Source organism: Brevundimonas sp. KH_060 (genome assembly GCF_057838275.1).
In genome coordinates this window covers 2,454,495-2,479,229 of record NZ_CM174463.1, presented here as the reverse complement: position 1 = coordinate 2,479,229, position 24,735 = coordinate 2,454,495, and the positions used below count along the sequence as shown (strand labels likewise).

The following is a 24,735-nucleotide window of genomic DNA, read 5'->3' as shown; positions in this document are numbered from 1 at the left end:
GAGTGTTGGAGCGCGACATGAAGGAGTACGCCTATGGCTGGATCACTCTGGCCTTCTTCACCATTTCCATCGTCTTGCATTGGGGCTTCGGCTGGGCTGCCTATGTGAACGAGGCCCGCGACCACGGACAGGCGGCGCAACTGACGCCCTATTTGATGGAGATGGGGAGGGACACCTTCGAGAACTGGCAGTCCGAGTTCCTGCAACTGATCTGGCAGGTCGTGGGGCTGGCCTACTTTCTTTATGTCGGCTCGCCGTCGTCCAAGGAGAACGACGACCGGATGGAGGCCAAGATCGACGCCTTGCTAGAATTGGTGGGGCGTGAAAGCGGCGCGGCCCTGATCGAGGAGATCGACGCCAGCCATCTGCGTCGTCACGGCCACGCGAGCATTCATCTGGACCCGCCTTATGCGGTGCGGAAGCCCGCTGCCGAATAGGAAGAAGGGGCGGACTGTCGTCCGCCCCTGATAGCGCCGTGCACCAAGGCCCGGCGTCAGGCGCCCAAGCTGGCTTGCAACTGCTTGGCCCGCTCAAGATGGGCTTCGATCTTGGGCAGGACGTTGCGCGCATGTTCCGCCAAGGCGGGAACGTCCGCCTTGTCGGAGAAGCCGCGGTGAAGGGTGACGGCCTCCTCATGGGCGGCGACCTGCTGATCGACGTAGACCTTATCGAAGTCCGCAGTCGAGGCTGAGCGCAGGTTGTCGATCAGCCCCTTGCGGCGTTGATCGAGCTCGGTCGGCAAGGTCGTGTCGGGCGCAGCCTGTCCGGCGGCGGCCCTCAGGCCGGTGGAGGCGGCCGTGTGGTCGGTCTTGATCATCTGGGCCAGTTCTTTGACCTGGGCGTTTTTCGATCTCTCCATGGCGATGTCGGCGGCCTGGATCTCGTACATGTCGCCCATGGCGGCGTTGGGCACATAGGCGCTGACCATATTGGCGCCCATGGTCGCGGCCGAGGTCTGACCGACCGGTTCGGAAACGGCGTCCTGCGCCTTATCGACGGCTTTGGAACCTTGCTGCTGGTTGCAGGCGGCGAGGGTGAGGGCGGCGGCTGATACGGCCAGGACGGCGACGGTTTGCTTCATCATCACTTGAACTCCTTGGGTATGATCAGGGCTTGGCGGCCACGCCGGGGGTGACGGGCGCCAATTCTTGCGCCTGGGTCTGAGGCGGAGGCGCATCGACCTGTTGCAGGCCGTCATCCGGCGTTTCGCGGATTGATAGAATGGCCTCCTGCGTGCGCATCAGGGGGCGGCGGCGTCGGCGGCCTGGACATCGGTGGGCGAAGCGACTCGCAGACGTCGCTGAGGGCCGCTGTCGCTGCCGACCACGACTTCATAGAAACGCATGGCGGCCTCCCAGGGTAGGGACGTGCGGTGGGCGGCGAGGGCAATCGGTCATGTCTTTTCCTCCCTGTGACAGGAAGTTAAGCGGCGGGGCGAGGCGGTGTTCCAAACGCTCAAGCCTGAACACGCCGTTACATGACACGCTCCAGCGGCGCCTCGGCTCCCGTCATTCGTGGATCGGGAACCTTGGTTTCGGTGCGGAGAAAACCGGTCGCCGCCGCGGCTAGATAGACGATGAACAACAGGACCAGGAGGACGCCGACAAGGATCAGCAGCCGTCTGGGGCTTCGCAGGATCGGGGGCTTTTCCTTGTTCGCGAGGGGCAAGAGCGAACTCCTTTCGTACTCGAAGCAGAAGGAAAGGGAGCGGGGCCTGTTCCATACGGCTCCGGTCGGCTCTTTATTTCTGGCGCGGGGGCTCGTGGGCTGGCTCAGGAGGCTTTGAGGCGTCGTTGCGCTGGGCCAGAACAGCCTTCGCCAGCTCTTCCGCCGCCAGCCGCACCTCATCCTGAACGGCCCGGTCGCGGTCGAGGGCGTCGTGGCTGGTGGCGTAGGGCTCCCAATAGCCGATGTAGCGGTCGATCTCCGCGTCGGCGCCGGCGGGCGACAGCTTCATCGAGACCAGCCAGTCGGACAGGGAGCGGCGCACGTTTTCCGCGCCTTCTACATCGCCATGGACGACCAGGGCGAAACGCCGGCCCGCCAGGTGACGGGGATAGGGCCAGTCGGCCAGTTCAAGCGCCTTGGCCAGGGCGACGGTCTTGCCATGCGTCGTCGTGGGATCTGGATTGCCGCCGTCGGCGCAGACCAGCCGGTCCATCATCAGCTTGAAAGGGCTGGAGGCGTGATACCAGTTGACCGGGGTGACGATCAGGACGCCATGCGCGCGGACCCACATCGGATAGATGTCGTTCATCCAGTCGTGGACCTGGCCCAGGCTGTAGTTGGGATAGCAGCTGCACGGCCAATGGCAGAGGGCCGCTGCGGTGGAGAAGCAGGCCTTGCAGGGATGAATTTCCCGGCCGTATTCCGACGCCAACCGCGACAGGTCGAGGATTTCTGCCGCCATGCCCGCGCGCCTCTCCACCACCTCGCGGGCGATCTGGACGAGGCGCCAACTCTTGGACATTTCACCGGGACAGGTGTGCTCGGAACGGCTGGAGGCGTTGATGATCAGGATGCGCGCGGGCCCGGCGGCGTCGTCATGTTGCGCCTCGGCGGCGCGGAGGGCCGCGTGCGCGTCCAGCCAGTCCAGCGCCAGCTCATAGTCCGGCTCGGCGAAGCTCGGACCGGCGGGGCGCGTCAGCGGCGATTTTCGACCCCCGATGTAGCCGTCCCAGGCTGCGGCGGCCAAGCGGTCGATCTCGTCGCGCAGAGGATCGAAGGCGGGGTCCGCGAACCGGCTGCGGAAGCGGGTTTCAAAGGTTGTGCGGTCCAGTTCTGGGCTGGGCATGCCCTTGCGCGGCTCAGGAACGGCTAGAGCTTGGGGAACGGGATCTGGCATGCGGCTTCTCTCCGGCTCGGGTGCGTCGGAAACGTCGCGGCTGAACACGACGTTCCGCCGCAGGAGGGGAACGCGCGGACAGGGGGCGACTTAGGAAGGCATGCCCTTCACACGTCTACAGGAGCCGTCATGTCCGACCGCCTGACAATGCAGGATCCTCGCCATCAGTATCCGCGTCCGCCGTTTCCACGGCAGCCGCAGCCGGCGCCGGGTCTGGTCGCGAAGATGGAGCCCAAGCCCGATCATGGCGAGGAAAGTTATCGAGGCCATGGGCGGTTGAAGGGGCGCCGCGCCCTGATAACCGGGGCCGATTCCGGCATCGGTCGCGCGATCGCTGTCGCCTACGCCCGCGAAGGCGCCGATGTCGCGATTTCCTATCTTCCCTCAGAGGAGGCCGACGCGCGCGAGGTGATCGCCCTGGTCGAGGCCGAAGGCGTCAAGGCGCTGGCCTTGCCCGGCGACGTGCGTGACGAGGCGTGGAATGCGACCATGGTGGCGCGCACGCTCGAGGCCTTCGGCGGTCTGGACATCCTGGTCGTCAACGCGGGCCGACAGCAGTTTCGCGAGGACGTGGGCGAAGTCTGGACCGAGGATTTCGACGCTACGCTGAAGACCAACCTCTACGCCCTGCACTGGCTGTGTCAGGCGGCGGCGCCCCATCTGCCGCCGGGCGCGGCGGTCATCACCACCGCCTCGATCCAGGGCTATGAGCCGTCGGACATCCTGTTGGACTACGCCACCACCAAGGGCGGGATCGTCACCTACACCAAGGCCCTGGCGAAGCAGCTGATCGAGAAGGGCGTGCGGGTGAACGTCGTGGCGCCGGGCCCCTTCTGGACGGTTCTGCAGCCCAGCGGCGGCCAGCCGCAGGAGAAGGTCGAGAAATTCGGAGCTCACAGCGCCTTCGGACGTCCGGGTCAGCCGGTCGAGATCGCGCCGGTCTACGTGCTGCTGGCCTCGCAGGAGGCGAGCTTCGTCACGGGCGAGGTCTGGGGCGTCACCGGCGGCGCCGGGATCGCCTGAGCTTTCAGACCTCGAACACGCGATAGGGCGTATCGCCCATCGTCCGCAGCACGGGCAGGGCGACATTGTAGACCGGGACGCCGCGCGCCGTGCGGCCTTCCGGCGCGCCGCGATGCGCATGGCCGTGCAGCACCAGCTTGACGTTCTCATAGCGATCGACGACCTCGGCCAGGCGCGACGAGCCGAGGAAGGCGTGGATCTCCGGCGGCTCGCCGATCACCGTATCCACCACCGGGGCGTAGTGGAGCAGAACTACGCTCCTCTCGGTCCGCAGCGTTCGGATCGAATTTTCGATGAGATTGGCGTCCTCAACCGCCTCGTTGACGAAGGTCTTGATAGAGGCCTCGCCGAAGGAGCTGAGCATGTAGCGGCCGAAGCCGCCGACGAAGCCCTTGCCTCCGGCGAAGCCGACGCCGTCGATCTCATAGGCCTCGCCGGTCAGCATCTTGACCCCGGCCTCGCTCAGCATGCGGATGACTTCCTGCGGTTGGCCGCACTCATGCTCGTGATTGCCGAGCACGCCGACCATGGGGATGCGGCAGGCGCGCAGATCCTCCAGCAGGTTCTCCACCTCGACCGTCTTGCCGAAATTGACCAGGTCGCCGCACAGGCACAGCACGTCCGCGTCTTCATGCACCCGGTCGAACAGGTCGCGATAGGCGCGATGCGAGGTCTCGCCGACATGCAGGTCGCCGACGGCGGCGACGCGCAGCTTCTTCTTCGGTCCGGCTTCCATGCCCGGTTGAGGCGTCTGGCCTTCAGCGGCGGAGGCGGCGGTTTCAGGCGACGGGGTCATGGCGTTCCTCCAGGCCCTTGCCCACCACGTCGCCGAAACCCCATTCGGAGATGTCGGCGATGTAGTCGCGCGGGCTGAACAGGCGGCCCCGGCAGACCTTCACGCGCGGCGCCGGCAGATCGACCTGGGCCTGTAGGCGGCCGATCAACTCCGTCATCAGCCACGCCGGCACCAGGCCGCGCTCGGTCGGATAGGCGAAGCGGAAGTTGAGCAGATGCGCCATCAGCACCTCCCAATAGAGATCCATCTGATCCAGCAGCGACTTCCAGTCGATGGCCTCGGCCTGCTTCAGGATGACGTGGTTCACATCGGCGCCGTCGTAGCGATAGCGGTCCTGGATGAAGGCCTTGGACAGGATCAGGGCGGTCGGCGGCGTGATCGTCACCTCATGCCCGTACACGGTGATGCGATCCGGCCCGAACCAGCTGTCGGACACGGCGATGGTGCCGTTCGACATGGCGAAGATGACGTCGAAGAAGTGCCTGTCGTCCTGCCAGACCTTGGCGATCCAGCGCTCGTCCTCGACGTCGGTGCGATAGCCGCGCGCCTGGAAGAAGGCCAGAATCCGGGGATAGTCGCCGGGCTTGCAGAAGACGTCCAGATCCTTGGTGGGGCGCCGGATGCCTGTATAGGCCGTGACGGCGTAGGTGCCCGATAGCAGGAAGGGCACGCCGGACTCCTTGAGCAGGCGCAGGGCCTCCTCATAGAAGGCGCGGGCCTCGGGCGGTGGTTCAAAGGAGGGATAGGCGACCGTGTCGGACATGGGATCAAGTTCCTGAACAGGGCAGAGAAACGGCGTGCGGAGAAACGCGGTTCCGTTTCTGTGCGCGACCGAATGCCGGTGAACCGTCGCGGCGTGGAGGCGTTGGCCTAGGATGGTCGACGTCGCCTGGACACCCTATTGCGGGCCTGCGCCCGATCCCGCCGAGGCGCTCGGGCGGTGGAACGGCGATCTGATCCTGTTGTCTGTGATGGCGGTGGCGACGACGGCCGGATTGATCCTGCTGCGTGAACAGCAGAGGGGACGCTTCAGCGCGGCGATGGCGGTGCTGGCGGTCGGCTTCATCTCGCCGCTGTGCGCCTTGAGCTCCGCCCTGTTCATGGCGCGGACCCTGCATCACCTGCTGTTGGTTTTGGCGGCGGCGCCCCTGCTGGCCTTGTGCCTGCCTCGGCTGAAATCGCCGCGTCTGGCGGCGGCGACGGCGGTGCAGGCGGTGGTCTTTTGGGCCTGGCATGCGCCGGAGCCCTACGCTCAGGCTCTGTCGCATGACGGAATCTATTGGCTGATGCAGATCAGCATCCTGGGAAGCGCCGTCTGGTTCTGGGCGGCGGTTCGCAGCGCAAGGGGGCATGCGGCCGTCGCGGCCCTGCTGGCGGCCATGCTGTTGATGGGGCTTCTGGGCGCTTTGATCGTGTTCGCGGGCCAGCCGCTCTATGCGCCGCATTTCGCCAGCACCATGGCCTGGAACATGACGCCGCTGGAGGACCAGCAGGCGGCCGGGCTCATCATGTGGGCGCCGGCGGCGGCGGCCTACCTCCTGGCCGCTCTATGGCGGATTCACGGTCTGCTGAAGCCGGCGGGCGAGGCGGCGGCATGATCGACCGGCTGATCGCCCAGGCGCTGGAGTGGGCCGCCGGTCATCATGACGAGGGGCGCTATTCCCCCGTGGCCATCTGGTTTCACTGGATCATGGCAGGTCTGGTCGTGTTCCAGTTGGGGTGGGGCTGGTGGATGGGTCGGCTGCCGGTCGGCGGCGAGAAGGTCGCGGCCTATGAGGTCCATTTCGCCGTCGGCGTGCTGATGTTGTTGCTGGTGATCGGCCGTCTGACCTGGCGGCTGGTCGCGCCGGATCTGATCAATGACGCGGACAAGCCGGGATGGGAAAGCACGGCCGCCCACGTCACCCACTATGTCTTCTATCTCTGCCTGTTCGGCCTGCCGTTGTCGGGTTGGGCGATGATATCGGCCACAGCGCGAGACGCCCAACTGGCGGCGGCGGGCTTCATTCCCTGGCCGATGCTGCCGATGCAGGATCTGTCGAATCGTCAGCTCTGGGCGGTCGAGGCGGCGGCCGAGTGGATGCACTGGGGCCTCGTCATCGCCCTTCTGCTGATGATCCCGATCCATGCGGGGGCCGCGCTGAAGCACCATCTGATTGACCGCGACGACGTCTTCCACGCCATGCTGCCGGTTGTTCCCCAGCTACGGCCCCGACGCACGCGATGGCAGCGGCGATGGCGGGCGTTGGAGAAAAGGGTCGTGACGACTGTTCGGAGGCTGCGGCGCGGCCGCACCCGCTTCCAGGTCTAGAGTCGGTCCAGGATCGCCTGCATCTGGGCGATCTCCCGCTCTTGAGCGACGATGATTTCGTCGCACAGGGCGATGAGCTCAGGGTCGGTCAGCTTGGCCTTTCCGCACATCAGGATCGCCCCGGAATGATGGGGGATCATGCCGCGGATCAGCTCCTGGTCGTTAATGGCCGCCTGGGTGCGCATGGCGTAGAAGCTAGTGGCGAATACGACGGCGGCGATTCCGATGATGATCCAGTTGTTGCGCCTGTTCTGGAACATCGAACGCATCGACAGCAGCATCACCACGGCCATGGGCGCGACCATCATCAGCGTCATATAGACGTTGTTCAGGTTGAAGCGGAAATGATCGAGCGTCGCGATCATGGTGAACATCACCAGATACATGATGACGAAGTCGATCAGCAGTTCGATTGCGAGATTGCGATAGCTGTGGGCGTGCATCAACGGCCTCCACCGGGTTGTTCTAGTCGTGAGACAACCAATCGCTGTGCGCGTGGCCTGTTCCCGAGGAGTTCAGTCGCCGTCGGAACGAGCGGGGCGGCGGATTTCGCGCGACGCGGCCGGGCGCGCCGCAGCGGCGACCGAGGCGGCGCTGGCGACCGACGCTTCGGCGCGGACCGGGGAGGGCGGCTGGGTCGATAGCCAGGCGGCGATGGCGCGGGCTTCGTCGTCCGTCAGCCGTTGTACGGCGGCGGCCATGACGCCACGCGGGTCGTTTCGCCGCTCGCCGGACTTCCAGCGGTAAATCTGTTCCAGCGTATAGGCCGCGGGCTGCCCGGCGACGATCGGCTGCCCTTCGCCCGCACCTTGGCCTTCAACGCCATGACAGGCGGCGCAGGCCGTGATTCCGCGCGCCGTGTCGCCGGTCAACCAGATCTGGGGCGGAGAGGCGGTTGAAGTCTGAACGGCGGGCGGGGGCAGTTCGGCGTACCAGGCCGCGACGGCCCTGCGCGCGTCCTGATTCAGGCCCTTGGCCACGCGGGTCATCACGTCGTCGGGACGCAGGCCGCTGGCGTAATCCTCCATCTGTTTCTGCAGATAGCCCTGGTCCAGACCGGCGAGGCGCGGCGTCGAGACGCCGTCGCCTTCGCCCTTCAGGCCGTGACAGGTGAAGCAGGCGTTGGCCGCGCCGCCCGCGCCCCCGCTCATGGCGATCACCTCGCCGGACGCCTGAAAGGCGCGGTCGGTCGCGCCTGGCGTCGCGTCGCAGGCGGCGAGGGTCAGTCCCAGAAAAGCGAGGAGCAGGGCGCGCACCCCGATCCAACACCGGCTTTGCGGTGCCGGTTCCGCCTCGGAACCCCTGGCCGCCCGGCGGATTGGTTCTGGCGAAGCGGAAAGGGGCCGTATGCCGTCATGTCGCGACGATGGGGAAGATAGGCGCTGTGGTTTCGGCCGCCGGCCTGCTGGGCCTGGCCGCCTGCGCGGACAATGCCAGAGCGCCGCGCGACCTGGCGGGCGCCGACGCGGCCGTGGGGCTGCGCCTGATCCGGACCCAGGGCTGCGGCGCCTGCCACGTCATTCCCGGCGTGGCCTGGCCCGAGGGGCGGACCGGCGGATCGCTGGCGGGCGTGGGGGCGCGGCCGATGATCGCCGGGAGGCTGCCGAACCAGCCCGTGGTCATGGCAGCCTTCGTGCGCGACGCGCCGTCGTTGCTGCCCGACGCCGGCATGCCGCCCATGCCCCTGAGCGAAGCCGAAGCCCGCGACATAGCGGCCTATCTCTATACGCTCGATGACGACTGAGACGCCGGACATGCTGGGCGGCTGGCCGCCGCCGGTTCTGGACCCGGCCGGACCGTTCGCCGGGCCGGTGACGGTGGTTGCCTGGGTGCTGTTTGTCATGGGCGCGGTCGTGCTGGCCGTTGTCCTGATCGCCCTGGGCGTGGCCTTGTTCGGGCCGAGGACGTGGAAACGTCGCGTTGGCGGCGAGCGCCTGGTCTGGATCGGCGGCCTGGCCTTTCCGGTGGTCGTGCTGACGGGCCTGCTGATCTACGGCCTCAACGTCACCGCGCGCGTGTCGGATGCGCCGCGTGACGGCGAGATGCGCGTGCGCGTCACCGGCGAGATGTGGTGGTGGCGCGTGGCCTATCTGGACGACCAGGGCCGCGAAACGGTCCAGGACGCCAATGAGGTTCACATCCCCGTCGGCCGTCCGGTGGTGGTCGAACTGGAGAGCGCCGACGTCATCCATAGCTTGTGGGTGCCGCGCCTGGGCGGCAAGACGGACATGATCCCAGGCCGCCGCAACTTCATGCGCCTGCAGGCTGACAAGCCGGGCGTTTATGCGGGACAGTGCGCCGAATACTGCGGCGGCCCTCACGCCCTGATGGGCTTCGTCGTCGTCGCCCATGCGGAGGCCGACTTCGAAGCCTGGCGGGCCAGGCAAGCCGCGCCCGCCGCGCCGTCCGCCCTGCCCGGCGCGGGGGTGTTCAGCGTCTCGGGCTGCGGCGCCTGCCATACCCTACGCGGAACCGAGGCCAACGGCCTGGCCGGGCCGGACCTGACCCATGTCGGTTCGCGCCAGACGCTGGGCGCGGGCATCCTGCCCAACAATCAGGGGACGATGGCGGGATGGATCGCCGACAGCCAGGGGATCAAGCCGGGCAATCGGATGCCGTCCTATCCGGTGCTGACCGGGCGCGAGCTGCGGGATCTGGCCGCCTATCTGGACAGTCTGAAATGACGTCGGAAACCGGCTTCGACGTCCGCAAATACGATCGCTTTCCCACCGAGGAGCCGCGTCCGGACGGCGAGCTGGAGCAGCTGGAAGCCGCCTGGTGCGGTCCGCGCCGTCCCGGCGAGTGGATCACGGCGATCAACAACAACATCATCGGCGTCTATTACGTCGGCGCGGCCATGCTGTTCTTCGTGCTTGCGGGGGTGCTGGCGCTGCTGATGCGCACCCAGCTGGCCCTACCGATGACGGGCTTCCTGCCGCAGGAAACCTACAACCAGATCTTCACCATGCACGGTACGGTGATGATGTTCCTGTTCGCCGTGCCAGCGGTCGAGGCGCTGGGCGTGCTGCTGCTGCCGCAGATGCTGGGGGCGCGCGACCTGCCGTTTCCGCGCCTCGGGGCCTACGCCTTCTGGGCCTATCTGATCGGCGGCCTGGCCTTCTTCTGCTCTCTGTTCTTCGGCCTGGCACCGGACGGGGGATGGTTCATGTACCCACCGCTGACGGGCATGACCTATTCGCCGGGGATCAACGCCGACTTCTGGCTGCTGGGTATCGGCTTTATCGAGATCTCGGCCATCGCCGGAGCGATCGAGATCATCGTCGGGGTGCTGAAGACGCGCGCGCCCGGCATGACGCTGGACAAGCTGCCGGTTTTCGCCTGGGCGATGCTGATCTTCGCCTGCATGATCATCATCGCCTTTCCATCGGTGATCCTGGCGACCTTGCTGCTGGAGCTGGAACGGGCGCTGGGCTGGCCCTTCTTCGATCCGCTGAAGGGCGGCGATCCCATGCTGTGGCAGCACCTGTTCTGGTTCTTCGGCCACCCGGAGGTCTACATCATCTTCCTGCCGGCGGCGGGCGCCATGTCGACCATCATACCCGCCATGGCGCGGACCAAGCTGGTCGGGCATCCCCTGGTGGTCATGGCCATGCTGGCGACCGGCTTCATCAGCTTTGGCGTGTGGGCGCACCACATGTTCACCACCGGCATGCCGCAGATCAGCATCAACTACTTCAGCGCCGCCTCCATGGCGGTCAGTGTCCCTGCGGGCGTGCAGGTCTTCGCCTGGATCGCCACCATAGCGGCCGGAAAGATGCGCTTCACCACGCCCGGCCTGTTCGCCGTGGGCGGCCTGGTCATCTTCGTCATGGGCGGGCTGACCGGGGTGATGGTCGCCATGGTGCCCTTCGACTGGCAGGCCCACGACAGCTATTTCATCGTCGCCCACCTGCACTATGTCCTGATCGGCGGCATGGTCTTTCCGATGTTCGCGGCCATCTACTATTGGCTGCCGATGTCCAGCGTCCGGCCGCTGAGCGAACGCATGGGCAGATGGATCTTCTGGCTGATGTTCGCTGGGCACAACATCGCTTTCATGCCGATGCATCTGACGGGGCTGATGGGGATGCCGCGTCGGGTCTACACCTATCTGCCGGGGCGGGGCTGGGATCTACCCAACTTCATCTCCACCGTCGGGGCCTTCCTGTTCGGCCTGGCGGTCCTGCTGTGGGTCGTCGACATGATCCGCAACTTCCGCCCCTTCGGCCCGCGCGAGGCGGGCAACATCCACGACGGCCCAGGACTAGAGTGGCTGCCCAGCGGCTATTATTCTCTGCGCTCCGTCCCCGTGGTGAAGAGCCTCTATCCGCTGTGGGAACAGAAGAGCTTGGCGAAGGAGGTGGAGGAGGGGCGCTGGTTCCTGCCCGGCGCGGCGGGAGGCGAGCGCCAGACCCTGGTCACCGGCCCTCTGAACGCTGAGCCGCAGTATGTCTTGCGCCTCCCGCGTCCGTCACCCTGGCACGTGTTCGGCGCCCTCTTCACGGCAGGCTTCTTCCTGATCCTGACCATCCAGGCCTATGTCGCCGCCGTGGTCAGCGGCGTGCTGGCGATCTACTGCATCATGCGCTGGTGCTGGTTCCTGGATGCGCCGCACAGTCGCAGGACGACCGACATCGGAGCGGGTGTCCGCGTACCCAACTATGTTTCGGGTCCGTCCAGCCACGGCTGGTGGGCCATTGTGATCGTGCTGATTGTCGGCGGCATGGTCTGCCTGCTGGCGGGCTTCTCCTATGTCTTTCTGTGGAGCCGGCGGCCGGATCTGTGGCAGGCGCCGCCGGAGACGGCGTCGATGATGCTGCACCTCGGCGTTCTGGCCCTGGGGGGGCTTTGCGCCGCAGCGGCGCCGCACGTTTTGCGACGGACCGGGAAGGGAGCGGAGACGCTCGCTACGGTTCTTCTGGTCATCAGCGCCATCGCCGCCGCGACGGCGATAGGGCTTGAGCTCCAGGCCTGGTGGACCGCTGGGCTCAAGCCTGACGCCACCAGCCAGGGCGCCGCGGTCTTCGCCCTGCTCGGGTGGTCGGCGACGTTTGCCGGGATCGGGATGTTAATGGGACTCTACATCTTGCTGCGACGGGCGTTCAGGCGGCTGTCGGCCGAGCGGCCGTCGACGGTAGACCTGATCGGCCTCTTCATGACCTATACGGCGGCGCAGGCGGTGATCGTGGTGCTGCTGATCCGACTGTTTCCGAGCTCCGGCGCATGAGGCGCTGGCTGGCGATGACGGCGGGGCTGCTGATCTGGGCCGCGCATTTTCTGGGGCTTTACCTGTTGGCCAGCGCCGCAGACGTGTCGTCCTCGACCGAGGCGGCCGCTGGTCGCTGGATCGGATTGGGTTTCAGCCTTCTGTGTCTGACGCTGATCGCCGTCGCGTCCTTCGCCATGGCGCGGCGTCCGGCGCCGGATGAGCCGGCTCTTTGGGAGCGGCGTGTCGCCCTGACCGGCGCTCTGGTCGCCGCCGTCGGCGTGACCTGGCAGACCGCACCGCTGGCGTTCTGAGAAATCGCTCCAGCCAAGCTGGATCATCCCACGGCCGGAACATATCATGAACAAATGGCGCAGATTGATTTGAGACGAAAGCTGGCGGTGCTGGCGGATGCGGCGAAGTATGACGCTTCATGCGCCTCATCGGGTTCGGCCAAACGAGATTCCTTGGGAGGTCGCGGGATCGGCTCGACCGAGGGCATGGGCATCTGTCACGCCTATACGCCGGACGGCCGGTGCGTCAGCCTGCTGAAAATCCTGCTGACCAACTTCTGCATCTACGACTGCGCCTATTGCATCAACCGGGTGTCATCGAACGTCGAGCGGGCGCGTTTCACGGTGCAGGAGGTCGTGGACCTGACCCTGGCCTTCTACAAGCGCAACTATGTCGAGGGCTTGTTCCTGTCGTCGGGGGTGATCCGCAACGGCGACTACACCATGGAGCAACTGGTCGAGGTCGCGCGGCGATTGCGCGAAGACCACCACTTTCGCGGTTACATCCATCTGAAGCTGATCCCGGAGGCGGACGCGCGGCTGGTCGAGCTGGCGGGCCTCTATGCCGATCGCTTGTCCGCCAACATCGAACTGCCACGCGACGAGGCCCTGGGCCGACTGGCGCCCGAAAAGGACGCGCGGACAATCCGCAAGGCCATGGGGCAGGTGCGGCTGAAGCTGGAAGCAGCCCGGCCCGAAAAGAACGACCGAAAACGCCCGCCCGCCTTCGCCCCAGCGGGACAGTCAACCCAATTGATCGTCGGCGCCGACGGGGCGCCGGACACGGAGATCATGGCGCGCAGCGCCGCCCTGTATGGCGGTTACGGCCTGCGTCGGGTCTATTATTCCGCCTTCAGCCCCATTCCCGACGGCTCCAGCCTGTTGCCGCCCACCAAGCCGCCGCTGATGCGCGAACACCGACTTTATCAGGCCGATTGGCTGATGCGATTCTACGGCTTCACCGCGCCCGAGATCGGGGAGGGGGCGGACGATGGAATGCTGGATCTGGCCGTCGATCCCAAACTGGCCTGGGCGCTGCGGCGGCGCGAGGGCTTTCCCGTCGACGTGAACCGTGCAGCGCGTGAGACGCTGCTGCGGGTGCCGGGCCTAGGCGTGAAGGCGGTTGACCGCATCCTATCTGTGCGACGCCATCGGACCTTGCGGTTGGAGGACGTGGGGCGGCTGACGCGCTCTATCGAGGCGGTACGGCCGTGGATCACGGCGCTGGATTGGACGCCCGGCGGCCTGACCGATGCGGCGGACCTGCGTGCGCGCCTGGCCCCCCGGCGCAAGGCCGAACAGTTGAGTCTGTTCTGATGCGGAGTTTTGTCCTGGCCGATCCGCTTGATTTCGACGGCTGGCGCGAGGCGGCGCGGCGTTTGCGGTTGGCGGGCGTTGAGCCGGCACAGGTGCGGTTCGTCGTGGCCCATTCGCGCGGCGACCTGTTCGACGAGGCGGCGGCTCTTCCCGAAGTCGAGGGCGCATTCAACGCCCCGCGCGCCTTCATGGAGACGGCGGCGCAGTTGATACAGCATCGATCCGAGGATCGTTTTGGTCTGATGTATCGCCTGCTGTGGCGCTTGAAGGATCAGCCTGACCTGCTGAACGTCCTGTCTGATCGGGACGTGGCCGAGGCGGCTGATCGGGTGAAGGCGGTGCGCCGCGCCGCCCACAAGATGAAGGCCTTCGTCCGCTTCCGACAGGCCGAGGATGAGGCAGGCGAACACTGGATCGCCTGGTTCGAGCCGGCGCATCGCGTGTTGCAGGCGACGGCTCCTTTCTTTGTCCGTCGATTCAGCGCCATGCGATGGACGATCCTGACGCCGGACGGCTCAGCTCATTGGAACGGCCAGGCGTTGGCCTACCGCCCCGCCGCCGAGCTGGCGCAGGCCCCGACCGAGGACGCCATGGAGGATCTCTGGCGCACCTACTACGCCTCGACCTTCAATCCGGCGCGGCTGCGGCCTCAGGCGATGCAGTCGGAAATGCCTAAGCGCTATTGGAAGAACCTGCCTGAGGCGGCGCTGATCCCGGAACTGATGGCCGCCGCGTCGGTTCGCACCGAAGCCATGGTGACCCGCCCCACGTCTCGACCCAACGACAGGTTCCGGCGCGTCCGCGCGCCGGTGGTCGATCGCGCGGCGACCGACGATCTGGCTCCCGAAAGCCTGGATGAATTGGCGCGCGGCGTTCAGGGGTGCCGCCGCTGTCCGCTATGGCGTGACGCCACCCAGGGCGTTTGCGGCGAGGGGCCGAAGCGCGCCGCTTTGATGGTGGTGGGCGAGCAGCCGGGGGATCAGGAGGATCTGGTCGGGCGACCGTTCGTTGGACCAGCGGGCCGTCTTCTGGGCGCGGCGTTTGAAGAGGTGGGACTGAACCGACGCGATCTTTACCTCACCAATGCGGTGAAGCACTTCAAGCACGAGCCGCGCGGCAAGCGCCGCTTGCACAAGACGCCCAATGCGGGCGAGGTCCAGGCCTGCCGCTGGTGGCTGGATCACGAGCGGCGCCTGGTGAAGCCCCGGTTGATCCTGGCGCTGGGCGCGACGGCGGGTCTGGCGGTGCTTGGCCGGAAGCCTGCCGTGCAGGCCGAGCGCGGTCGGGTCATGACGACGGCAGACGGCGCGCGTGTGCTTCTTACGGTGCATCCCGCATATCTGCTGCGCCTGCCTGATCCGGCTAGGAGGGATAGCGAACGCGCCAGATTCCTGGCGGACCTCGCGGCCGCATCGGCCCAGTTTTAGAGTCTGTCGGCGAAGCTCAGGCGAGGAAGTTAAGTGTGAGGTATCGCCCAAATCCAGCTCCCGCACCCAAGCTTACAAAGCCCCGATGGCCTATGCCGCGGGGCTTTCTGCTGTCTGGACCTAGCCCGCCGCCAGCAGCGCGGCCAGGCTGCCGTGCACTTCCAACTGGAACTTGCCCAAGCCCATCCATCGGGATGAAATCCACGCGGTCGATCAGTTTGCGTAGTTTACGTGCGCGCCTCCTCGCCGTTCTCGATCCTCGATCGCCTGGTGCAACTGGATCGCTGACGAGGCGGCTGCGACCACAAGTCGGGCCTGGATCTCGCTCCGGCGGGCCTCCAGCGGCGCGCTGATCATCTTCAGTTCGCGCTCGATCACAGTCAGTTCGCGCCCTTCCACCACCCTCCCAGCGATGATCTTGCCGTTGGAGCAAGTCCCGCGGTCGCGATGGCTGTTGAGGATGCAAGAACGGGCCGCACGCTATGCCGAAATGGCGAGAACGATCGACCGCACGATTTCTCGACTTAAAGGAGAACGCGCCATGAAGGACACGAATCTGTATGCGGGATTGTTTCGCCCGAAAAGCAGGCTGAGCATGAGGCTTGGCTGACGGACAAATACGGGCCCGAAACCGAGGCGTTGATCGCCCATAGCCGCAAACGGGCCAAGGACATGACCCGCGACGAGCGCGAAGCCTATATGGGAACTGGCCGCGATGCGAAGCTGGGCTGGGCGGCAAGCCTAGCGGCGCACCGCCTCGGCGAGGGATGCGACCACAGCTGCGTCGAAACGGGTTCGCGACCTCTCACGTTGCTGGCTCAACGGGGGCGAAGGTCAGGACATGTCTGAGTGAACATCATGCGCCGTCCGATCCTCAGAAGTTCGGCGGCCATCGGAGGGTCGCGGTTCGCGAGTACGATCACGACGGCGCCCTCCTGGGGGAAGGCGACCGCGTCGGCATTGACCCCGAGCGTGCCGCCGCTGTGGCCGAACCAAGGACGCTCCTCGAAGCTGCCGGTGCTGAAGCCGAAGCCGTAACCCAGTTCCGGAAGGTTTCCGCGAGCGGGGCCGGACACGATCTGCTTTTCCTGGAGCAGGAGAGCGGTTTCGGGTTTAACGAGACGACCGGACCGCAGTGCGGAGAAGAACCGCTCCAGATCCTCAACCGTGCTGTAGGCGCCCCCGGCGGACGTGCCGGGCAGAACAAACTCCATAGAGAGGCGGAGTTCCATAGGTGCGCGGGGGCTCTGTGGTCCCGCGTGTTCCGGCTGGTTGTTCGAGCTCTCTTGTCGCCTGTCGCCAGGGGCGCCCGGACGAGGTGGGAGGACGCCGCTGGTCATGCCCTGAACAGACGCGACGGGGAGGTCGGGTGCGAGGCTCGAGGCCGTCATGCCGGCCGGAGCGAAGATGTGTTCGGCGATATAGGCGTCATAGGTCTGCCCCGACGCCTGTTCGATCAGCAGGCCCAGCAACAGGAAGCCGCTGTTGGAATAGGCGAACCGCGAGCCCGGTTCGAAGGCGGGAACATCGGCGACGATGAGGGGCTTGAGTTCGGCGAGGGTTTTCGCGCGCCCGATCACGGCGACGTTGTCCGGCGTGAAGAAGTTCCCGAGCCCGGAACTATGGGTCAGCAACTGCCTTGCCGTGACCTTGGAGGCTTCGGCGGTCAGGTCGTCGACATAGCGCCCGATCGGGGCGTCGAGGTCGACCTGGCCTTTCTCGACAAGTTGGCCGACCGCTACGCCCGTGAACATCTTTCCGGCCGACCCGATGTTGAATCGGGATCGGGTCGTGATGTGGGCGCCGTTCGCCTGCGCGCCACGGGCGTAGGTCATGGTCTGGCCGTCGCGTGAGATCAGGACCGCGCCTGAAAAGTCCAGTGTTTCGGCGCGCGCAGCGACACAGGCCTGCAAGGCTTCGGTTTGAGGGTTCTGTTCTTGTGCTCGCGCTGCGACCGGCGACAGGAGTAGCAAGGCGGCGCAGAAAGGCGTCAGGGTTCGGTGGGACGACATTCTCTTCTCCTGTTGGAGCTTCGGCGCGAGTGCGAGTAGGGCGCGTCTGGCGCGGCTTCAACGGGCTCCCTAGTCGGGAGCGTCCTGGGCTTCGATCCAGCGACGCGCGACATGCAGCGGATCATCGCCGCCGTTCTGGTCGGGGGTCACGCCAAGGCCCTCCCAGTCGCCGCCGGTCTTGTGGTTGACGGGGCGACCGTTCGGGACGGTGATGGACAGGTTGTGGGGAAGGCGCGTCGGCTCGCCGATCATATGGGCGGCGCCGCCGGTGCGCGAGCCGATGACGACGGCGCGCTTCTCGCTCTGGAGCGAATAGGCGAGAAACTCCGCCGCTGATCCGGTCCTCCGGTCGACCAGCACGGCGATGGGGCGGTCGGACGCAAAGCGGGGCAGGCTCGTCGCCGGAAGAGTCTGGGGCGTCAGGCCGGAACGTGTCTCGATCGACTGTACGGAGGCCGTCTTGGGATCGATCAGGCTGGAGAGCAGGAGGTTGGCGGTATCCGAATCCCCGCCGCCGTTCTGACGTAGGTCGAGAATGAGGCCGCGCGCATCCTGCAGGAGCAGGAGGGCGGCGCGCAGCTTGGGCTCGGCCTGATCGGGCGCATAGAAGGCGCTGAGGCGCAGATAGCCTATGCCGGGGTCCAGCAGACGCACCTCCCTCACGCCGGCGTTGGCGGCGTGACCGGCCGCTCGCCAGTCCGCGAGCCACTGTTCAGCCGGCGCGTCGGGACGCGACAGGCGCACCTGGAAATGTCCGTCATGGGCGTCCAGATCCCGTTCAAGCTTCAGGGCGAACGCTGAAGGGTTCGCGCAATCGACCGCATAGCGGTTCACGGCGCTCCAGCGGCGAATGTCGGCCGCGATCTCGGCTCCGCGCGGAGCGCTGAAATAGGCGCCCTCGACGGCGATGGCGGCGGCTTCAAGGGTCTCTGCCTGCGCTGGACAGGCGAGGGCGGTTAGAAGGGCGAGAAGCGACACGTGAGAGCCCGATTGGGTTGATGATGTAACAGCGCTAATATATTAAATCGAGCATGGCAAACAGCATCACTCTCGGCACCCAACTGCGGCGTCTTCTCGAACTGCTCGATGGCGACGTCGAAGCGGCCTATCGGAGGGCGGGCCTGAAATTTCGTCCGCGATACACGCCGATCTTTCGGGCGCTCATCAGGGAAGGCGCCTTGAGCATCAAGGATGTCGCGGGTCTCGCCTGCGTCACTCACTCCGCAGCGAGCCAGACGATTGCGCAGATGATCCGGGAGGATCTGGTTCAGACGGAACTGGGCAGCGACCGACGTGAACGCCTGGTCGCTTTGACGCCGCGCGCCCTGGCGATGGCGCCGGATCTCGAGCGTTGTTGGGCGGCGACGGCGCGCGCCGCAGCCTCGCTGGACGAGGATCTTTCTTTCGAACTTGAACCCGTTCTGCGCGCGGCCGTCGCCGCCCTGACGGCCAAGCCGTTTCTAGACCGCATGGCAGGCCCGGCGGATACGGACAGCGAGGACTGAAGCGACGTCGCTCAGCGCCGGGCGCTCCTGCAGGCGCACTGGAGCGTCGGCAGGATGAGATCGACGTCCTGAACGGCCATGTCGATGGCTATACCGACACGGTGCGCTTTTTGGGGGAATCCGACAGTTATCCTAGGAAGCGACGTGATGTTGCTTGACGATGAGCGCATCGCCACGGTGATCGATTTTATCGACCGTTTGGAGACTGGAGCAAGGCGTCGTGCTGGAGACGGCGAGCGGCTAGGCTTGGTCGGATGTAGGGCTTGGACGGCCAGGCGTAAACGCCGCCTCCTGAAGCGCCAGATGGTTTGCGTAGACTTCGGGATCATCAAGCGCCCTGGCGCAGAGCACGACGACGGCGGTCTGATCCTGGAGATTGCTCAGCCATGAGGTTCCCAGCCCTCCGGCCCAGCCGACCTGGCCGGTCATGGCCTCGGCGGCGGTGCGGCCGGCATCGACCGAGACGCCGTAACCCCAGCCTCGGCCGTCCAGGAAATAGGCGGCGTCGGCGCGTTGCTCGTCGGTCAGGTGATCCGAGAACATTCGCCAGATCCAGGCCTCGTCGATCAGGCGCCCCTTGGGCGTGTCGCCCCCGGCGTGCAGCATTCGCACAAAGGCCATGTAGTCGGCGGCGGTGGACACCAGTCCGCCTTCTCCGCCTTCAAATATGGGCGGCTCGCCCCAGGGGCTGTGCGCGGGATCGTCCGACAGCGTCAGGTCGCTGGAATAGGCGGGGGTGAAGCGAGAGGCCTGTTCGGACCTGACATGGAAGCCGGTGTCGTTCATGCCCAACGGGGCGAAGATGCGCTCTTGCAGGACCTGTGACAGCGGAGCCCCGGCGAGGCGCGACGCCAGCACGCCCTGGACGTTTGACGATACGGAGTAGAACCAGCGGTCGCCGGGCTGGCCGAGCAGGGGCAGGGCGCCGAGCCGGCCGATCCATTCGTCCTGGTCCATGGGCGTCGAGGGATCCGGGGGACCGAAACCGACGATCTGCAGGCGCTCGATTTCACGCTGTATCGGGGTGCTGCCCGGCGCTGCCGGGACGATGCCGGTGCCCATGCGTGACGTCAGCACATCCTCGACCGTGATCTCGCGCCGGGCGGGAACGGTCTGATCCAGTTCGCCGTCAAGGCTGATCAGGATCTGTGGATCGGCCAGCTCAGGCAGCCAGCGCGCGACCGGGTCCGAGAGGGCGACGCCGTGTTCGTCCATCAGCATGACGAGCGCGGCGGCGGTGATCGGTTTGGTCAGGGAGGCGATGCGGAACACGGCGTCCGGGGACAGGGCTGCGGACTTCTCCAGATCGACATGACCCGTCGCCAGAAGGGAGACGCCTCCATCTAGGACGGCGATCACCGCGCCGGGTTGCAGGGCGGTCGCTTCCGCCAGGGCGCGTTCCAGGTCGTTCATCAAGGCGGGCTCCGTCTTTTAGCGAGGGGGCAGGGCGTCAGTCAGGACGGCCAGGGATGGGGCGACGAGGGCTTCCAGCGCGTCGCGAGAGGCGCCGTCCCTGGCCTGCATCGAAAGGCCCTGCATCAACATGCTGAAATAGTTGGCCAGCACCTGAGTGTCGGCCGAAGGCGACAGGTCGCCTTCAATGACGCCGCGATCCAGGCGGGCGCGAATAGCCGCTTCCGTATCCGCGCGGATGCGAATGAGCAGGTCGCGCAAGGCTTCGGTGTCCGGCTGGCAGTTGACCACGCCGAGGACCAGCAGGCAGCCGCCTGCCTGGGGCGCGCCGAGCGCCGCATCGATGCTGGCCTGAAGCATGGCGCGCACGGCGTCGCGAGCGGTCGGACCTTGGTCAAGCGCACGTACGGCGGCCGACCCGGTCGTCGCCACATAGAGGTCCACCGCCTCTCGGAAGGCGGCGTCCTTGGAGCCGAACGCGGCGTAGAAGCTCGGCGGGGCGATCCCCACGGCGGCCGTCAGGTCGCTGATCTGCGCGCCTTCATACCCCTTGGCCCAGAAGACCTCCATGATCCGCTGCAAAGCGAGCGCGCGATCAAAGCTGCGGGGACGGCCTCGGATTGCCATGGAAATTCTTTCTGTATTTCTGATTACATAAACCGATTGACCGAGCGCGGCAAGCTGGATAGCCATTTATGTAGTCAATCATACATAAATGAGAGTCAGGCATGACGACGATGGAAACCACAGCGTCAGGAGACGCATCGGGCGACGCGCCGCGACAGGCGGCCGGGCGGCGGGACATGCCACTGGTGGTCTATGTCTTGGGGCTGACCATCTTCTCGCTGACGACCTCGGAGTTCATGGTGGCGGGCATGATGCCGTCGCTGTCCGCCGCCTTTGGCGTTTCAGTGGCCGAGGTCGGCTATCTGATCTCCATCTACGCGGGCGGCATGGTGCTGGGCGGGCCGGTGCTGACGGCGGTCTTGCTCAGGCTGGGAATACCCAACAAGCGGGCCTTGCTGGCTCTGCTGGCGCTTTACGCCGTGGGAGGGATCGTGGCCGCCACGGCTGACGGATATGGCGTCATGGTCGTCGCCCGCATCATCACCGGGGTCGCCGGATCAGCCTGTTTTGGCGTGTCCCTGTCTATCTGCGCGGATCTGGTTCGACCTGAGGCGAGGGCGCGTGCGGCCTCGATCGTGCTGGCGGGCCTGATGCTGGCGACCGTTCTCGGGGTGCCGGCGGCGACCCTGATCGATCAGCATTTCGGTTGGCGCGCCAGCTTCTGGCTGGTGGTGGCGCTCGCGGTTCTGTGCGCCCTGGTGATCGCCGTCCTGGTTCCGGCGTCGAAAGAGACGGTCCGGGCGAGCCTGGCCCAAGAGCTGACGGCTTTCCGGAACGGCCGGCTGTGGGCCGCCTACGCCACCAGCGGCTTGATCATCGGGGCCGTCTTCGCCGCCTTCAGCTATGTCTCGCCCATATTCACCGATGTGACGGGCTTCGCGCCGGCCGCCGTGCCGCTGCTGCTGGGCGTCTATGGGGCCGCGAATGTCGTCGGCAACATGGTGGTCGGCCGCTTCGCCGATCGGTACGCCATTCCCATCCTGGTCGCCGGCCTGATCTCTCTGGCGGTGCTGCTCGTGATCTTCGCCCTGTTTGCGGATCATCGCGTGGTCAGCGTCGCCGCCTTCGTCGCGATCGGGCTGGTGGGCGTGCCGATGAACCCTGCGATGATTTCCCGGGTCATGAAGGCGGCCCATCCCGGCCCCCTGGTCAATACGGTGCACACCTCGGTCATCAACGTCGGCCTGGCGGCCGGCGCCTGGTTCGGCGGTGCAGGAATCATGGCCGGGTATGGCTTACGGTCGCCCTTGTGGATCGGGGTCGCGCTGGCGCTGTTCGGTCTCGTCATCCTGATGCCGCGCCGTTTTAGAGCCTCAGCCTGACACCAAGCGCAGCGGCCGGAAGACGGAAGCGTCTCCGGCCGCTGACGTCTCTCGGTCTGCTGGGGCGCCGACACAGAGCGCCTACGGTCAGGGTTGGAAGATGCGCTCTCCGAAGCGCTCTGCGGCCTCCAGTGCAACCGAGGCGCTGCTGGTCTCAGAGGCGTACAGGATCTCGGAAGAGAGAACCGGCGCGCCGCAGTAGTTGAAGACGCCCAGTTCGACCTGGGTGATCATCGCGTCACGGTATCCGCGTCGTTCGTAAACAGCCTGATCCGCTCCGGCGAGACCAAGGTGATGAACCGGAAGCCAGTCCAGCTTCTTGATCAGCCCCTTTCCGCCGGGACCGTCTTCAAAGGCCCAGCCGTTTGAAAAGACCCGTTCGATCCAACCCTTCAGATAGGCGGGCATGCTCCACCAGAAGACTGGGTAGACCAGCACCAGGGCGTTCGCGTTCTCGAGCCTTTGTTGTTCGCGCACCACGTCCGGCGGTGGCGCCGATCGGCGGTGGTGGACGGCTTGGTCATCCAGGCGATAGCGCGGGTCAAAGCCTTCCTTGACGAGATCGGCGATCTCGCTGGTTCCTCCGGATCTGTCGATCCCGCGCGCAATGGCGGCGGCGGCTGCGTGGGTAAGGGATGAAGGGTCCGGGTGGACCGCGACGACGAGCGCTTTCATGGGGAGGACTTTCGCTATATACTTATAGTAAGTTACTAATGGTATATAGCGCTGATGTCGTCAATCTCTTCCGTTTCCGCGAAGGCGTCTCGACAGAGAATGGAGCGCGGCGCGCGTGGCGGGCAGTTGCTGGAGACCGCCAGGCGCATGATCCGTGCGTCTGGCGTGAACGCCCTGACGCTGGGGCGGCTGGCGGAGGAAGCGGGCGTCACGAAGCCGGTCGTCTACAGCCATTTCGATGATCGGAACGCCCTGCTGTTGGCGCTGTACGCCCAATACGATGAGCAGCAGGCGCTAAGGATGGAGCAGATCTTCGCCGCCGCGCCTGCGACGCTCCAGGCCGTCTCGTCAGCGATTGCGGAAACCTATGTCGATTGCGTCCTGGGGCAGGGCGTCGAGATCCCAGGTGTCGGCGCCGCCCTGTCCGGCGCGCCCGAGCTTGAAACGCAGAAGCAGCAGTACGACGAGGCCTGGCAGGCGCGTTGCCGCGAACTCCTGGCGCCTTTCTCAAGCGCGCCGGTGCCCTCCGCGGGCCTTCTCGCCCTTCAGGGGGCGGCGGACGCCTTGTCCAGCGCGGCGGTTCAGAATCGGCTCACCCGCGAGGAGGCGTGCGGCGCATTGACCGGCGTCATCATCGACGTTGTGAAACGGGTGTGAGGCAAGCGTTGGCTCGGCTTCCGGGGGCCAGAAACCTAGCCGTTCTCGCGAGACTACGGATGAACCAAGACGGCGGCTGCGTGCAAGGCGGCGCCGACGAGGAAGGCTATGGTCAGCACGACGGAGAGGCGGTGCCGGGCGGAGAACAGGACCGGTTGCAGGATGGCCCTGAGCAACCAGAATCCCGCGCCGGCCAGGGCCAGTACGCCCGAATTCTCATCTTCTCGCCACCAGAATAGAGCGGCGCCGTACGCGAAGAAGCAATAGGTCAGCATCACATTGAGCGTTTGAGTGACGGCTATGTTGATCTTTCCGGATGACGCAAGCGTCGACGGCCAGCCGAACAGTCGCCAGAACATCAAGTGAAAGAGACCGAAGCCGATATCGAAAATCGACGCCAGCACCGCGTATGTCAAAATCGGCTCTCCGGTTGTCGAGTAAGCGGGCGTCGGATCGATGACTATCTGATCCGGTGAACGGACGAAATGCGCAACGTCAGCGCAGGCCTCGGCGGAAGTCGCCAGGTGCGGTTGCGCCGTCAGGGCGACGCGCTGCCGAGATACTCAAACATCGCATTTACATATACGAACGTATGTATATATTGAGGGTGTAATCAAGGTCCCCATGCGAGGCGAGATGAAGAGTGCCGACAAAAGGAAGGAGCGCGGAGATCGTGCTCGCGCCGATATTTTGCGCTGCTCGACGCGGATGGCTTCGCTTGAAGGACTGGAAGGACTGACGTTCGGTCGTGTGGCCTCTGAGGCCGGCGTGGCGAAGAGCAATGTTCAGGTGCTCTTCGGCGACAGGGAGACGCTGCAGCTTGCGACGATCGAGGCCGGCGTCGACCTCTATGCGGAAACGGTTGTCGGCCCGGCCATGATGAAGATCGGGGCGGTCGATCGCCTGATCGCGCTGGTCGAGGGCTGGTATGATTTCGTGGAGCAGAGAACCTTGCCCGGCGGGTGCCTGATCCATGCGTTGAGCAGTGAATACCGGACGCGTCCAGGCGATATTCGCGATCGTGTGGAGCAGCATCGCGTCGAAGCGCGAAGCCGCATGGTCGCGCTGTTGAACGATGCGATCAGGGAGGGCGCGCTGCGGCTCGGCGTCGAGGTCGACCAGATCGCTTTCGAGCTTATTTCTCATCAGGCGTCGGCCAATGTGGCCGCGCTGATGGATGATCAGGAGCAATTCCGGCGAGCGCGTCTGGCGTCCGGTCGCCTGATCCAGTCGATCCGGTCGGGATGAGGGGGCGATCCCTCATCGCACCCATCCTTTGACCGACAGGACCGGCCCACGACGCCGG

Annotated in this window: 28 protein-coding genes; 14 read left to right on the top strand and 14 right to left on the bottom strand. The window is 65.9% G+C overall.

The annotated features are described in order from the left end of the window. Nucleotides 1-17: 17 nt before the first annotated feature. The gene (locus AC3IPP_RS12250; protein WP_087141317.1) at nt 18-437 is read left to right on the top strand and encodes a DUF6766 family protein; all 420 of its coding nucleotides are present in this window, start codon (nt 18-20) and stop codon (nt 435-437) included. A 56-nt stretch (nt 438-493) separates the two neighbouring features. Here the strand turns inward: AC3IPP_RS12250 and AC3IPP_RS12245 are convergent, their stop codons facing one another. The 4 genes from AC3IPP_RS12245 to AC3IPP_RS12230 form a co-directional block, all read right to left on the bottom strand. Beyond that, nucleotides 494-1,084 (bottom strand): DUF4142 domain-containing protein, encoded by a 591-nt coding sequence (locus tag AC3IPP_RS12245; RefSeq protein WP_256968267.1) that lies wholly within the window; start codon nt 1,082-1,084, stop codon nt 494-496. A 22-nt stretch (nt 1,085-1,106) separates the two neighbouring features. After that, a complete protein-coding gene (locus AC3IPP_RS12240; RefSeq protein WP_256968266.1) occupies nt 1,107-1,241 on the bottom strand; it encodes a hypothetical protein in 135 nt (44 codons plus the stop codon). Nucleotides 1,242-1,473: 232 nt separating this feature from the next. Next, a complete protein-coding gene (locus AC3IPP_RS12235) occupies nt 1,474-1,668 on the bottom strand; it encodes a hypothetical protein (protein WP_489149191.1) in 195 nt (64 codons plus the stop codon). 73 nt (nt 1,669-1,741) lie between these two features. Next, nucleotides 1,742-2,845 carry a flavodoxin family protein gene (locus AC3IPP_RS12230; protein ID WP_489149190.1) on the bottom strand — a complete coding sequence of 368 codons (1,104 nt, stop codon included), beginning with the start codon at nt 2,843-2,845 and terminating at the stop codon, nt 1,742-1,744. A gap of 129 nt (nt 2,846-2,974) precedes the next feature. Here AC3IPP_RS12230 and AC3IPP_RS12225 point away from each other — a divergent pair, with 129 nt between their 5' ends. After that, nucleotides 2,975-3,868, top strand: coding sequence for an SDR family oxidoreductase (locus tag AC3IPP_RS12225; protein WP_087141292.1), 894 nt, complete (start codon nt 2,975-2,977; stop codon nt 3,866-3,868). A 4-nt stretch (nt 3,869-3,872) separates the two neighbouring features. Here AC3IPP_RS12225 and AC3IPP_RS12220 read toward each other — a convergent pair whose 3' ends face one another. Together AC3IPP_RS12220 and AC3IPP_RS12215 are read right to left on the bottom strand one after the other, a co-directional pair. Beyond that, nucleotides 3,873-4,664, bottom strand: a complete 792-nt coding sequence (locus tag AC3IPP_RS12220) for a metallophosphoesterase family protein (RefSeq protein WP_218779219.1) — start codon at nt 4,662-4,664, stop codon at nt 3,873-3,875. Then, nucleotides 4,648-5,427, bottom strand: a complete 780-nt coding sequence (locus AC3IPP_RS12215; protein WP_087141291.1) for a nucleotidyltransferase family protein — start codon at nt 5,425-5,427, stop codon at nt 4,648-4,650. Before AC3IPP_RS12215 ends, AC3IPP_RS12220 begins: the two co-directional genes overlap by 17 nt. A gap of 112 nt (nt 5,428-5,539) precedes the next feature. On the opposite strand from AC3IPP_RS12215, the gene AC3IPP_RS12210 reads away from it, so the two are divergent. Beyond that, the gene (locus AC3IPP_RS12210) at nt 5,540-6,262 is read left to right on the top strand and encodes a cytochrome c oxidase assembly protein (RefSeq protein WP_087141290.1); all 723 of its coding nucleotides are present in this window, start codon (nt 5,540-5,542) and stop codon (nt 6,260-6,262) included. Beyond that, the gene (locus tag AC3IPP_RS12205) at nt 6,259-6,975 is read left to right on the top strand and encodes a cytochrome b (RefSeq protein ID WP_087141289.1); all 717 of its coding nucleotides are present in this window, start codon (nt 6,259-6,261) and stop codon (nt 6,973-6,975) included. Before AC3IPP_RS12210 ends, AC3IPP_RS12205 begins: the two co-directional genes overlap by 4 nt. Here AC3IPP_RS12205 and AC3IPP_RS12200 read toward each other — a convergent pair. After that, nucleotides 6,972-7,418, bottom strand: a complete 447-nt coding sequence (locus AC3IPP_RS12200) for a DUF305 domain-containing protein (RefSeq protein WP_087141288.1) — start codon at nt 7,416-7,418, stop codon at nt 6,972-6,974. The two genes, AC3IPP_RS12205 and AC3IPP_RS12200, sit on opposite strands and share 4 nt — an antisense overlap. A 72-nt stretch (nt 7,419-7,490) precedes the next feature. Continuing rightward, nucleotides 7,491-8,231 (bottom strand): c-type cytochrome, encoded by a 741-nt coding sequence (locus tag AC3IPP_RS12195; protein ID WP_087141287.1) that lies wholly within the window; start codon nt 8,229-8,231, stop codon nt 7,491-7,493. A gap of 128 nt (nt 8,232-8,359) precedes the next feature. On the opposite strand from AC3IPP_RS12195, the gene AC3IPP_RS12190 reads away from it, so the two are divergent. Genes AC3IPP_RS12190 through AC3IPP_RS12165 form a run of 6 tightly spaced genes read left to right on the top strand, consistent with a single transcriptional unit; the run spans nt 8,360 to nt 15,218 of the window. Beyond that, complete coding sequence (locus tag AC3IPP_RS12190; protein WP_256968264.1) at nt 8,360-8,719, top strand: c-type cytochrome; 360 nt, start codon at nt 8,360-8,362, stop codon at nt 8,717-8,719. Continuing rightward, entirely contained in the window at nt 8,709-9,659 is a 951-nt protein-coding gene (coxB, locus tag AC3IPP_RS12185; protein ID WP_087141285.1) for a cytochrome c oxidase subunit II, read from the top strand. Before AC3IPP_RS12190 ends, coxB begins: the two co-directional genes overlap by 11 nt. After that, on the top strand, nt 9,656-12,202 hold the full coding sequence (locus AC3IPP_RS12180; RefSeq protein ID WP_087141284.1) for a cbb3-type cytochrome c oxidase subunit I: 2,547 nt from the start codon (nt 9,656-9,658) through the stop codon (nt 12,200-12,202). Before coxB ends, AC3IPP_RS12180 begins: the two co-directional genes overlap by 4 nt. Further along, a complete protein-coding gene (locus AC3IPP_RS12175; RefSeq protein ID WP_087141283.1) occupies nt 12,199-12,495 on the top strand; it encodes a hypothetical protein in 297 nt (98 codons plus the stop codon). Before AC3IPP_RS12180 ends, AC3IPP_RS12175 begins: the two co-directional genes overlap by 4 nt. A gap of 54 nt (nt 12,496-12,549) precedes the next feature. Beyond that, a complete protein-coding gene (locus AC3IPP_RS12170) occupies nt 12,550-13,791 on the top strand; it encodes a putative DNA modification/repair radical SAM protein (protein WP_087141282.1) in 1,242 nt (413 codons plus the stop codon). Next, nucleotides 13,791-15,218: a UdgX family uracil-DNA binding protein gene (locus tag AC3IPP_RS12165; RefSeq protein WP_087141281.1), complete on the top strand. Its 1,428-nt coding sequence runs from the start codon at nt 13,791-13,793 to the stop codon at nt 15,216-15,218. The genes AC3IPP_RS12170 and AC3IPP_RS12165 overlap by 1 nt, the downstream gene beginning before the upstream one ends. An 818-nt stretch (nt 15,219-16,036) precedes the next feature. On the opposite strand, the gene AC3IPP_RS12160 is transcribed toward AC3IPP_RS12165, so the two are convergent. Then, entirely contained in the window at nt 16,037-17,230 is a 1,194-nt protein-coding gene (locus tag AC3IPP_RS12160) for a serine hydrolase domain-containing protein (protein WP_489177405.1), read from the bottom strand. Between the two features lie 69 nt (nt 17,231-17,299). Further along, nucleotides 17,300-18,208 carry a S41 family peptidase gene (locus AC3IPP_RS12155; RefSeq protein ID WP_489149188.1) on the bottom strand — a complete coding sequence of 303 codons (909 nt, stop codon included), beginning with the start codon at nt 18,206-18,208 and terminating at the stop codon, nt 17,300-17,302. 53 nt (nt 18,209-18,261) lie between these two features. On the opposite strand from AC3IPP_RS12155, the gene AC3IPP_RS12150 reads away from it, so the two are divergent. Beyond that, entirely contained in the window at nt 18,262-18,735 is a 474-nt protein-coding gene (locus AC3IPP_RS12150) for a MarR family transcriptional regulator (protein ID WP_489177404.1), read from the top strand. 240 nt (nt 18,736-18,975) lie between these two features. Here the strand turns inward: AC3IPP_RS12150 and AC3IPP_RS12145 are convergent, their stop codons facing one another. Further along, nucleotides 18,976-20,148 (bottom strand): serine hydrolase domain-containing protein, encoded by a 1,173-nt coding sequence (locus tag AC3IPP_RS12145; RefSeq protein WP_489149186.1) that lies wholly within the window; start codon nt 20,146-20,148, stop codon nt 18,976-18,978. A gap of 18 nt (nt 20,149-20,166) precedes the next feature. Further along, nucleotides 20,167-20,775 carry a TetR/AcrR family transcriptional regulator gene (locus AC3IPP_RS12140; protein ID WP_489149185.1) on the bottom strand — a complete coding sequence of 203 codons (609 nt, stop codon included), beginning with the start codon at nt 20,773-20,775 and terminating at the stop codon, nt 20,167-20,169. A gap of 101 nt (nt 20,776-20,876) precedes the next feature. On the opposite strand from AC3IPP_RS12140, the gene AC3IPP_RS12135 reads away from it, so the two are divergent. After that, entirely contained in the window at nt 20,877-22,097 is a 1,221-nt protein-coding gene (locus AC3IPP_RS12135; protein WP_489149184.1) for an MFS transporter, read from the top strand. Between the two features lie 87 nt (nt 22,098-22,184). Here the strand turns inward: AC3IPP_RS12135 and AC3IPP_RS12130 are convergent, their stop codons facing one another. Then, a complete protein-coding gene (locus tag AC3IPP_RS12130) occupies nt 22,185-22,772 on the bottom strand; it encodes an NAD(P)H-dependent oxidoreductase (protein WP_489149183.1) in 588 nt (195 codons plus the stop codon). 147 nt (nt 22,773-22,919) lie between these two features. On the opposite strand from AC3IPP_RS12130, the gene AC3IPP_RS12125 reads away from it, so the two are divergent. After that, nucleotides 22,920-23,429 (top strand): TetR/AcrR family transcriptional regulator, encoded by a 510-nt coding sequence (locus AC3IPP_RS12125; RefSeq protein ID WP_489177403.1) that lies wholly within the window; start codon nt 22,920-22,922, stop codon nt 23,427-23,429. A gap of 53 nt (nt 23,430-23,482) precedes the next feature. Here AC3IPP_RS12125 and AC3IPP_RS12120 read toward each other — a convergent pair whose 3' ends face one another. After that, the gene (locus AC3IPP_RS12120) at nt 23,483-23,845 is read right to left on the bottom strand and encodes a hypothetical protein (protein ID WP_489149181.1); all 363 of its coding nucleotides are present in this window, start codon (nt 23,843-23,845) and stop codon (nt 23,483-23,485) included. 220 nt (nt 23,846-24,065) lie between these two features. On the opposite strand from AC3IPP_RS12120, the gene AC3IPP_RS12115 reads away from it, so the two are divergent. Then, nucleotides 24,066-24,677 carry a TetR/AcrR family transcriptional regulator gene (locus tag AC3IPP_RS12115; RefSeq protein WP_489149180.1) on the top strand — a complete coding sequence of 204 codons (612 nt, stop codon included), beginning with the start codon at nt 24,066-24,068 and terminating at the stop codon, nt 24,675-24,677. The last annotated feature ends 58 nt before the right edge of the window (nt 24,678-24,735 follow it).

Coding starts and splice junctions, on each gene's coding strand:
- AC3IPP_RS12250 (WP_087141317.1), top strand. CDS start 18: ATGAAGGAGTACGCCTATGGCTGGATCACTCTGGCCTTCTTCACCATT.
- AC3IPP_RS12245 (WP_256968267.1), bottom strand. CDS start 1,084: ATGATGAAGCAAACCGTCGCCGTCCTGGCCGTATCAGCCGCCGCCCTC.
- AC3IPP_RS12240 (WP_256968266.1), bottom strand. CDS start 1,241: ATGCGCACGCAGGAGGCCATTCTATCAATCCGCGAAACGCCGGATGAC.
- AC3IPP_RS12230 (WP_489149190.1), bottom strand. CDS start 2,845: ATGCCAGATCCCGTTCCCCAAGCTCTAGCCGTTCCTGAGCCGCGCAAG.
- AC3IPP_RS12225 (WP_087141292.1), top strand. CDS start 2,975: ATGTCCGACCGCCTGACAATGCAGGATCCTCGCCATCAGTATCCGCGT.
- AC3IPP_RS12220 (WP_218779219.1), bottom strand. CDS start 4,664: ATGACCCCGTCGCCTGAAACCGCCGCCTCCGCCGCTGAAGGCCAGACG.
- AC3IPP_RS12215 (WP_087141291.1), bottom strand. CDS start 5,427: ATGTCCGACACGGTCGCCTATCCCTCCTTTGAACCACCGCCCGAGGCC.
- AC3IPP_RS12210 (WP_087141290.1), top strand. CDS start 5,540: ATGGTCGACGTCGCCTGGACACCCTATTGCGGGCCTGCGCCCGATCCC.
- AC3IPP_RS12205 (WP_087141289.1), top strand. CDS start 6,259: ATGATCGACCGGCTGATCGCCCAGGCGCTGGAGTGGGCCGCCGGTCAT.
- AC3IPP_RS12200 (WP_087141288.1), bottom strand. CDS start 7,418: ATGCACGCCCACAGCTATCGCAATCTCGCAATCGAACTGCTGATCGAC.
- coxB (WP_087141285.1), top strand. CDS start 8,709: ATGACGACTGAGACGCCGGACATGCTGGGCGGCTGGCCGCCGCCGGTT.
- AC3IPP_RS12180 (WP_087141284.1), top strand. CDS start 9,656: ATGACGTCGGAAACCGGCTTCGACGTCCGCAAATACGATCGCTTTCCC.
- AC3IPP_RS12175 (WP_087141283.1), top strand. CDS start 12,199: ATGAGGCGCTGGCTGGCGATGACGGCGGGGCTGCTGATCTGGGCCGCG.
- AC3IPP_RS12170 (WP_087141282.1), top strand. CDS start 12,550: ATGGCGCAGATTGATTTGAGACGAAAGCTGGCGGTGCTGGCGGATGCG.
- AC3IPP_RS12165 (WP_087141281.1), top strand. CDS start 13,791: ATGCGGAGTTTTGTCCTGGCCGATCCGCTTGATTTCGACGGCTGGCGC.
- AC3IPP_RS12160 (WP_489177405.1), bottom strand. CDS start 17,230: ATGTCGTCCCACCGAACCCTGACGCCTTTCTGCGCCGCCTTGCTACTC.
- AC3IPP_RS12150 (WP_489177404.1), top strand. CDS start 18,262: ATGGCAAACAGCATCACTCTCGGCACCCAACTGCGGCGTCTTCTCGAA.
- AC3IPP_RS12145 (WP_489149186.1), bottom strand. CDS start 20,148: ATGAACGACCTGGAACGCGCCCTGGCGGAAGCGACCGCCCTGCAACCC.
- AC3IPP_RS12140 (WP_489149185.1), bottom strand. CDS start 20,775: ATGGCAATCCGAGGCCGTCCCCGCAGCTTTGATCGCGCGCTCGCTTTG.
- AC3IPP_RS12135 (WP_489149184.1), top strand. CDS start 20,877: ATGACGACGATGGAAACCACAGCGTCAGGAGACGCATCGGGCGACGCG.
- AC3IPP_RS12130 (WP_489149183.1), bottom strand. CDS start 22,772: ATGAAAGCGCTCGTCGTCGCGGTCCACCCGGACCCTTCATCCCTTACC.
- AC3IPP_RS12125 (WP_489177403.1), top strand. CDS start 22,920: ATGATCCGTGCGTCTGGCGTGAACGCCCTGACGCTGGGGCGGCTGGCG.
- AC3IPP_RS12115 (WP_489149180.1), top strand. CDS start 24,066: ATGAAGAGTGCCGACAAAAGGAAGGAGCGCGGAGATCGTGCTCGCGCC.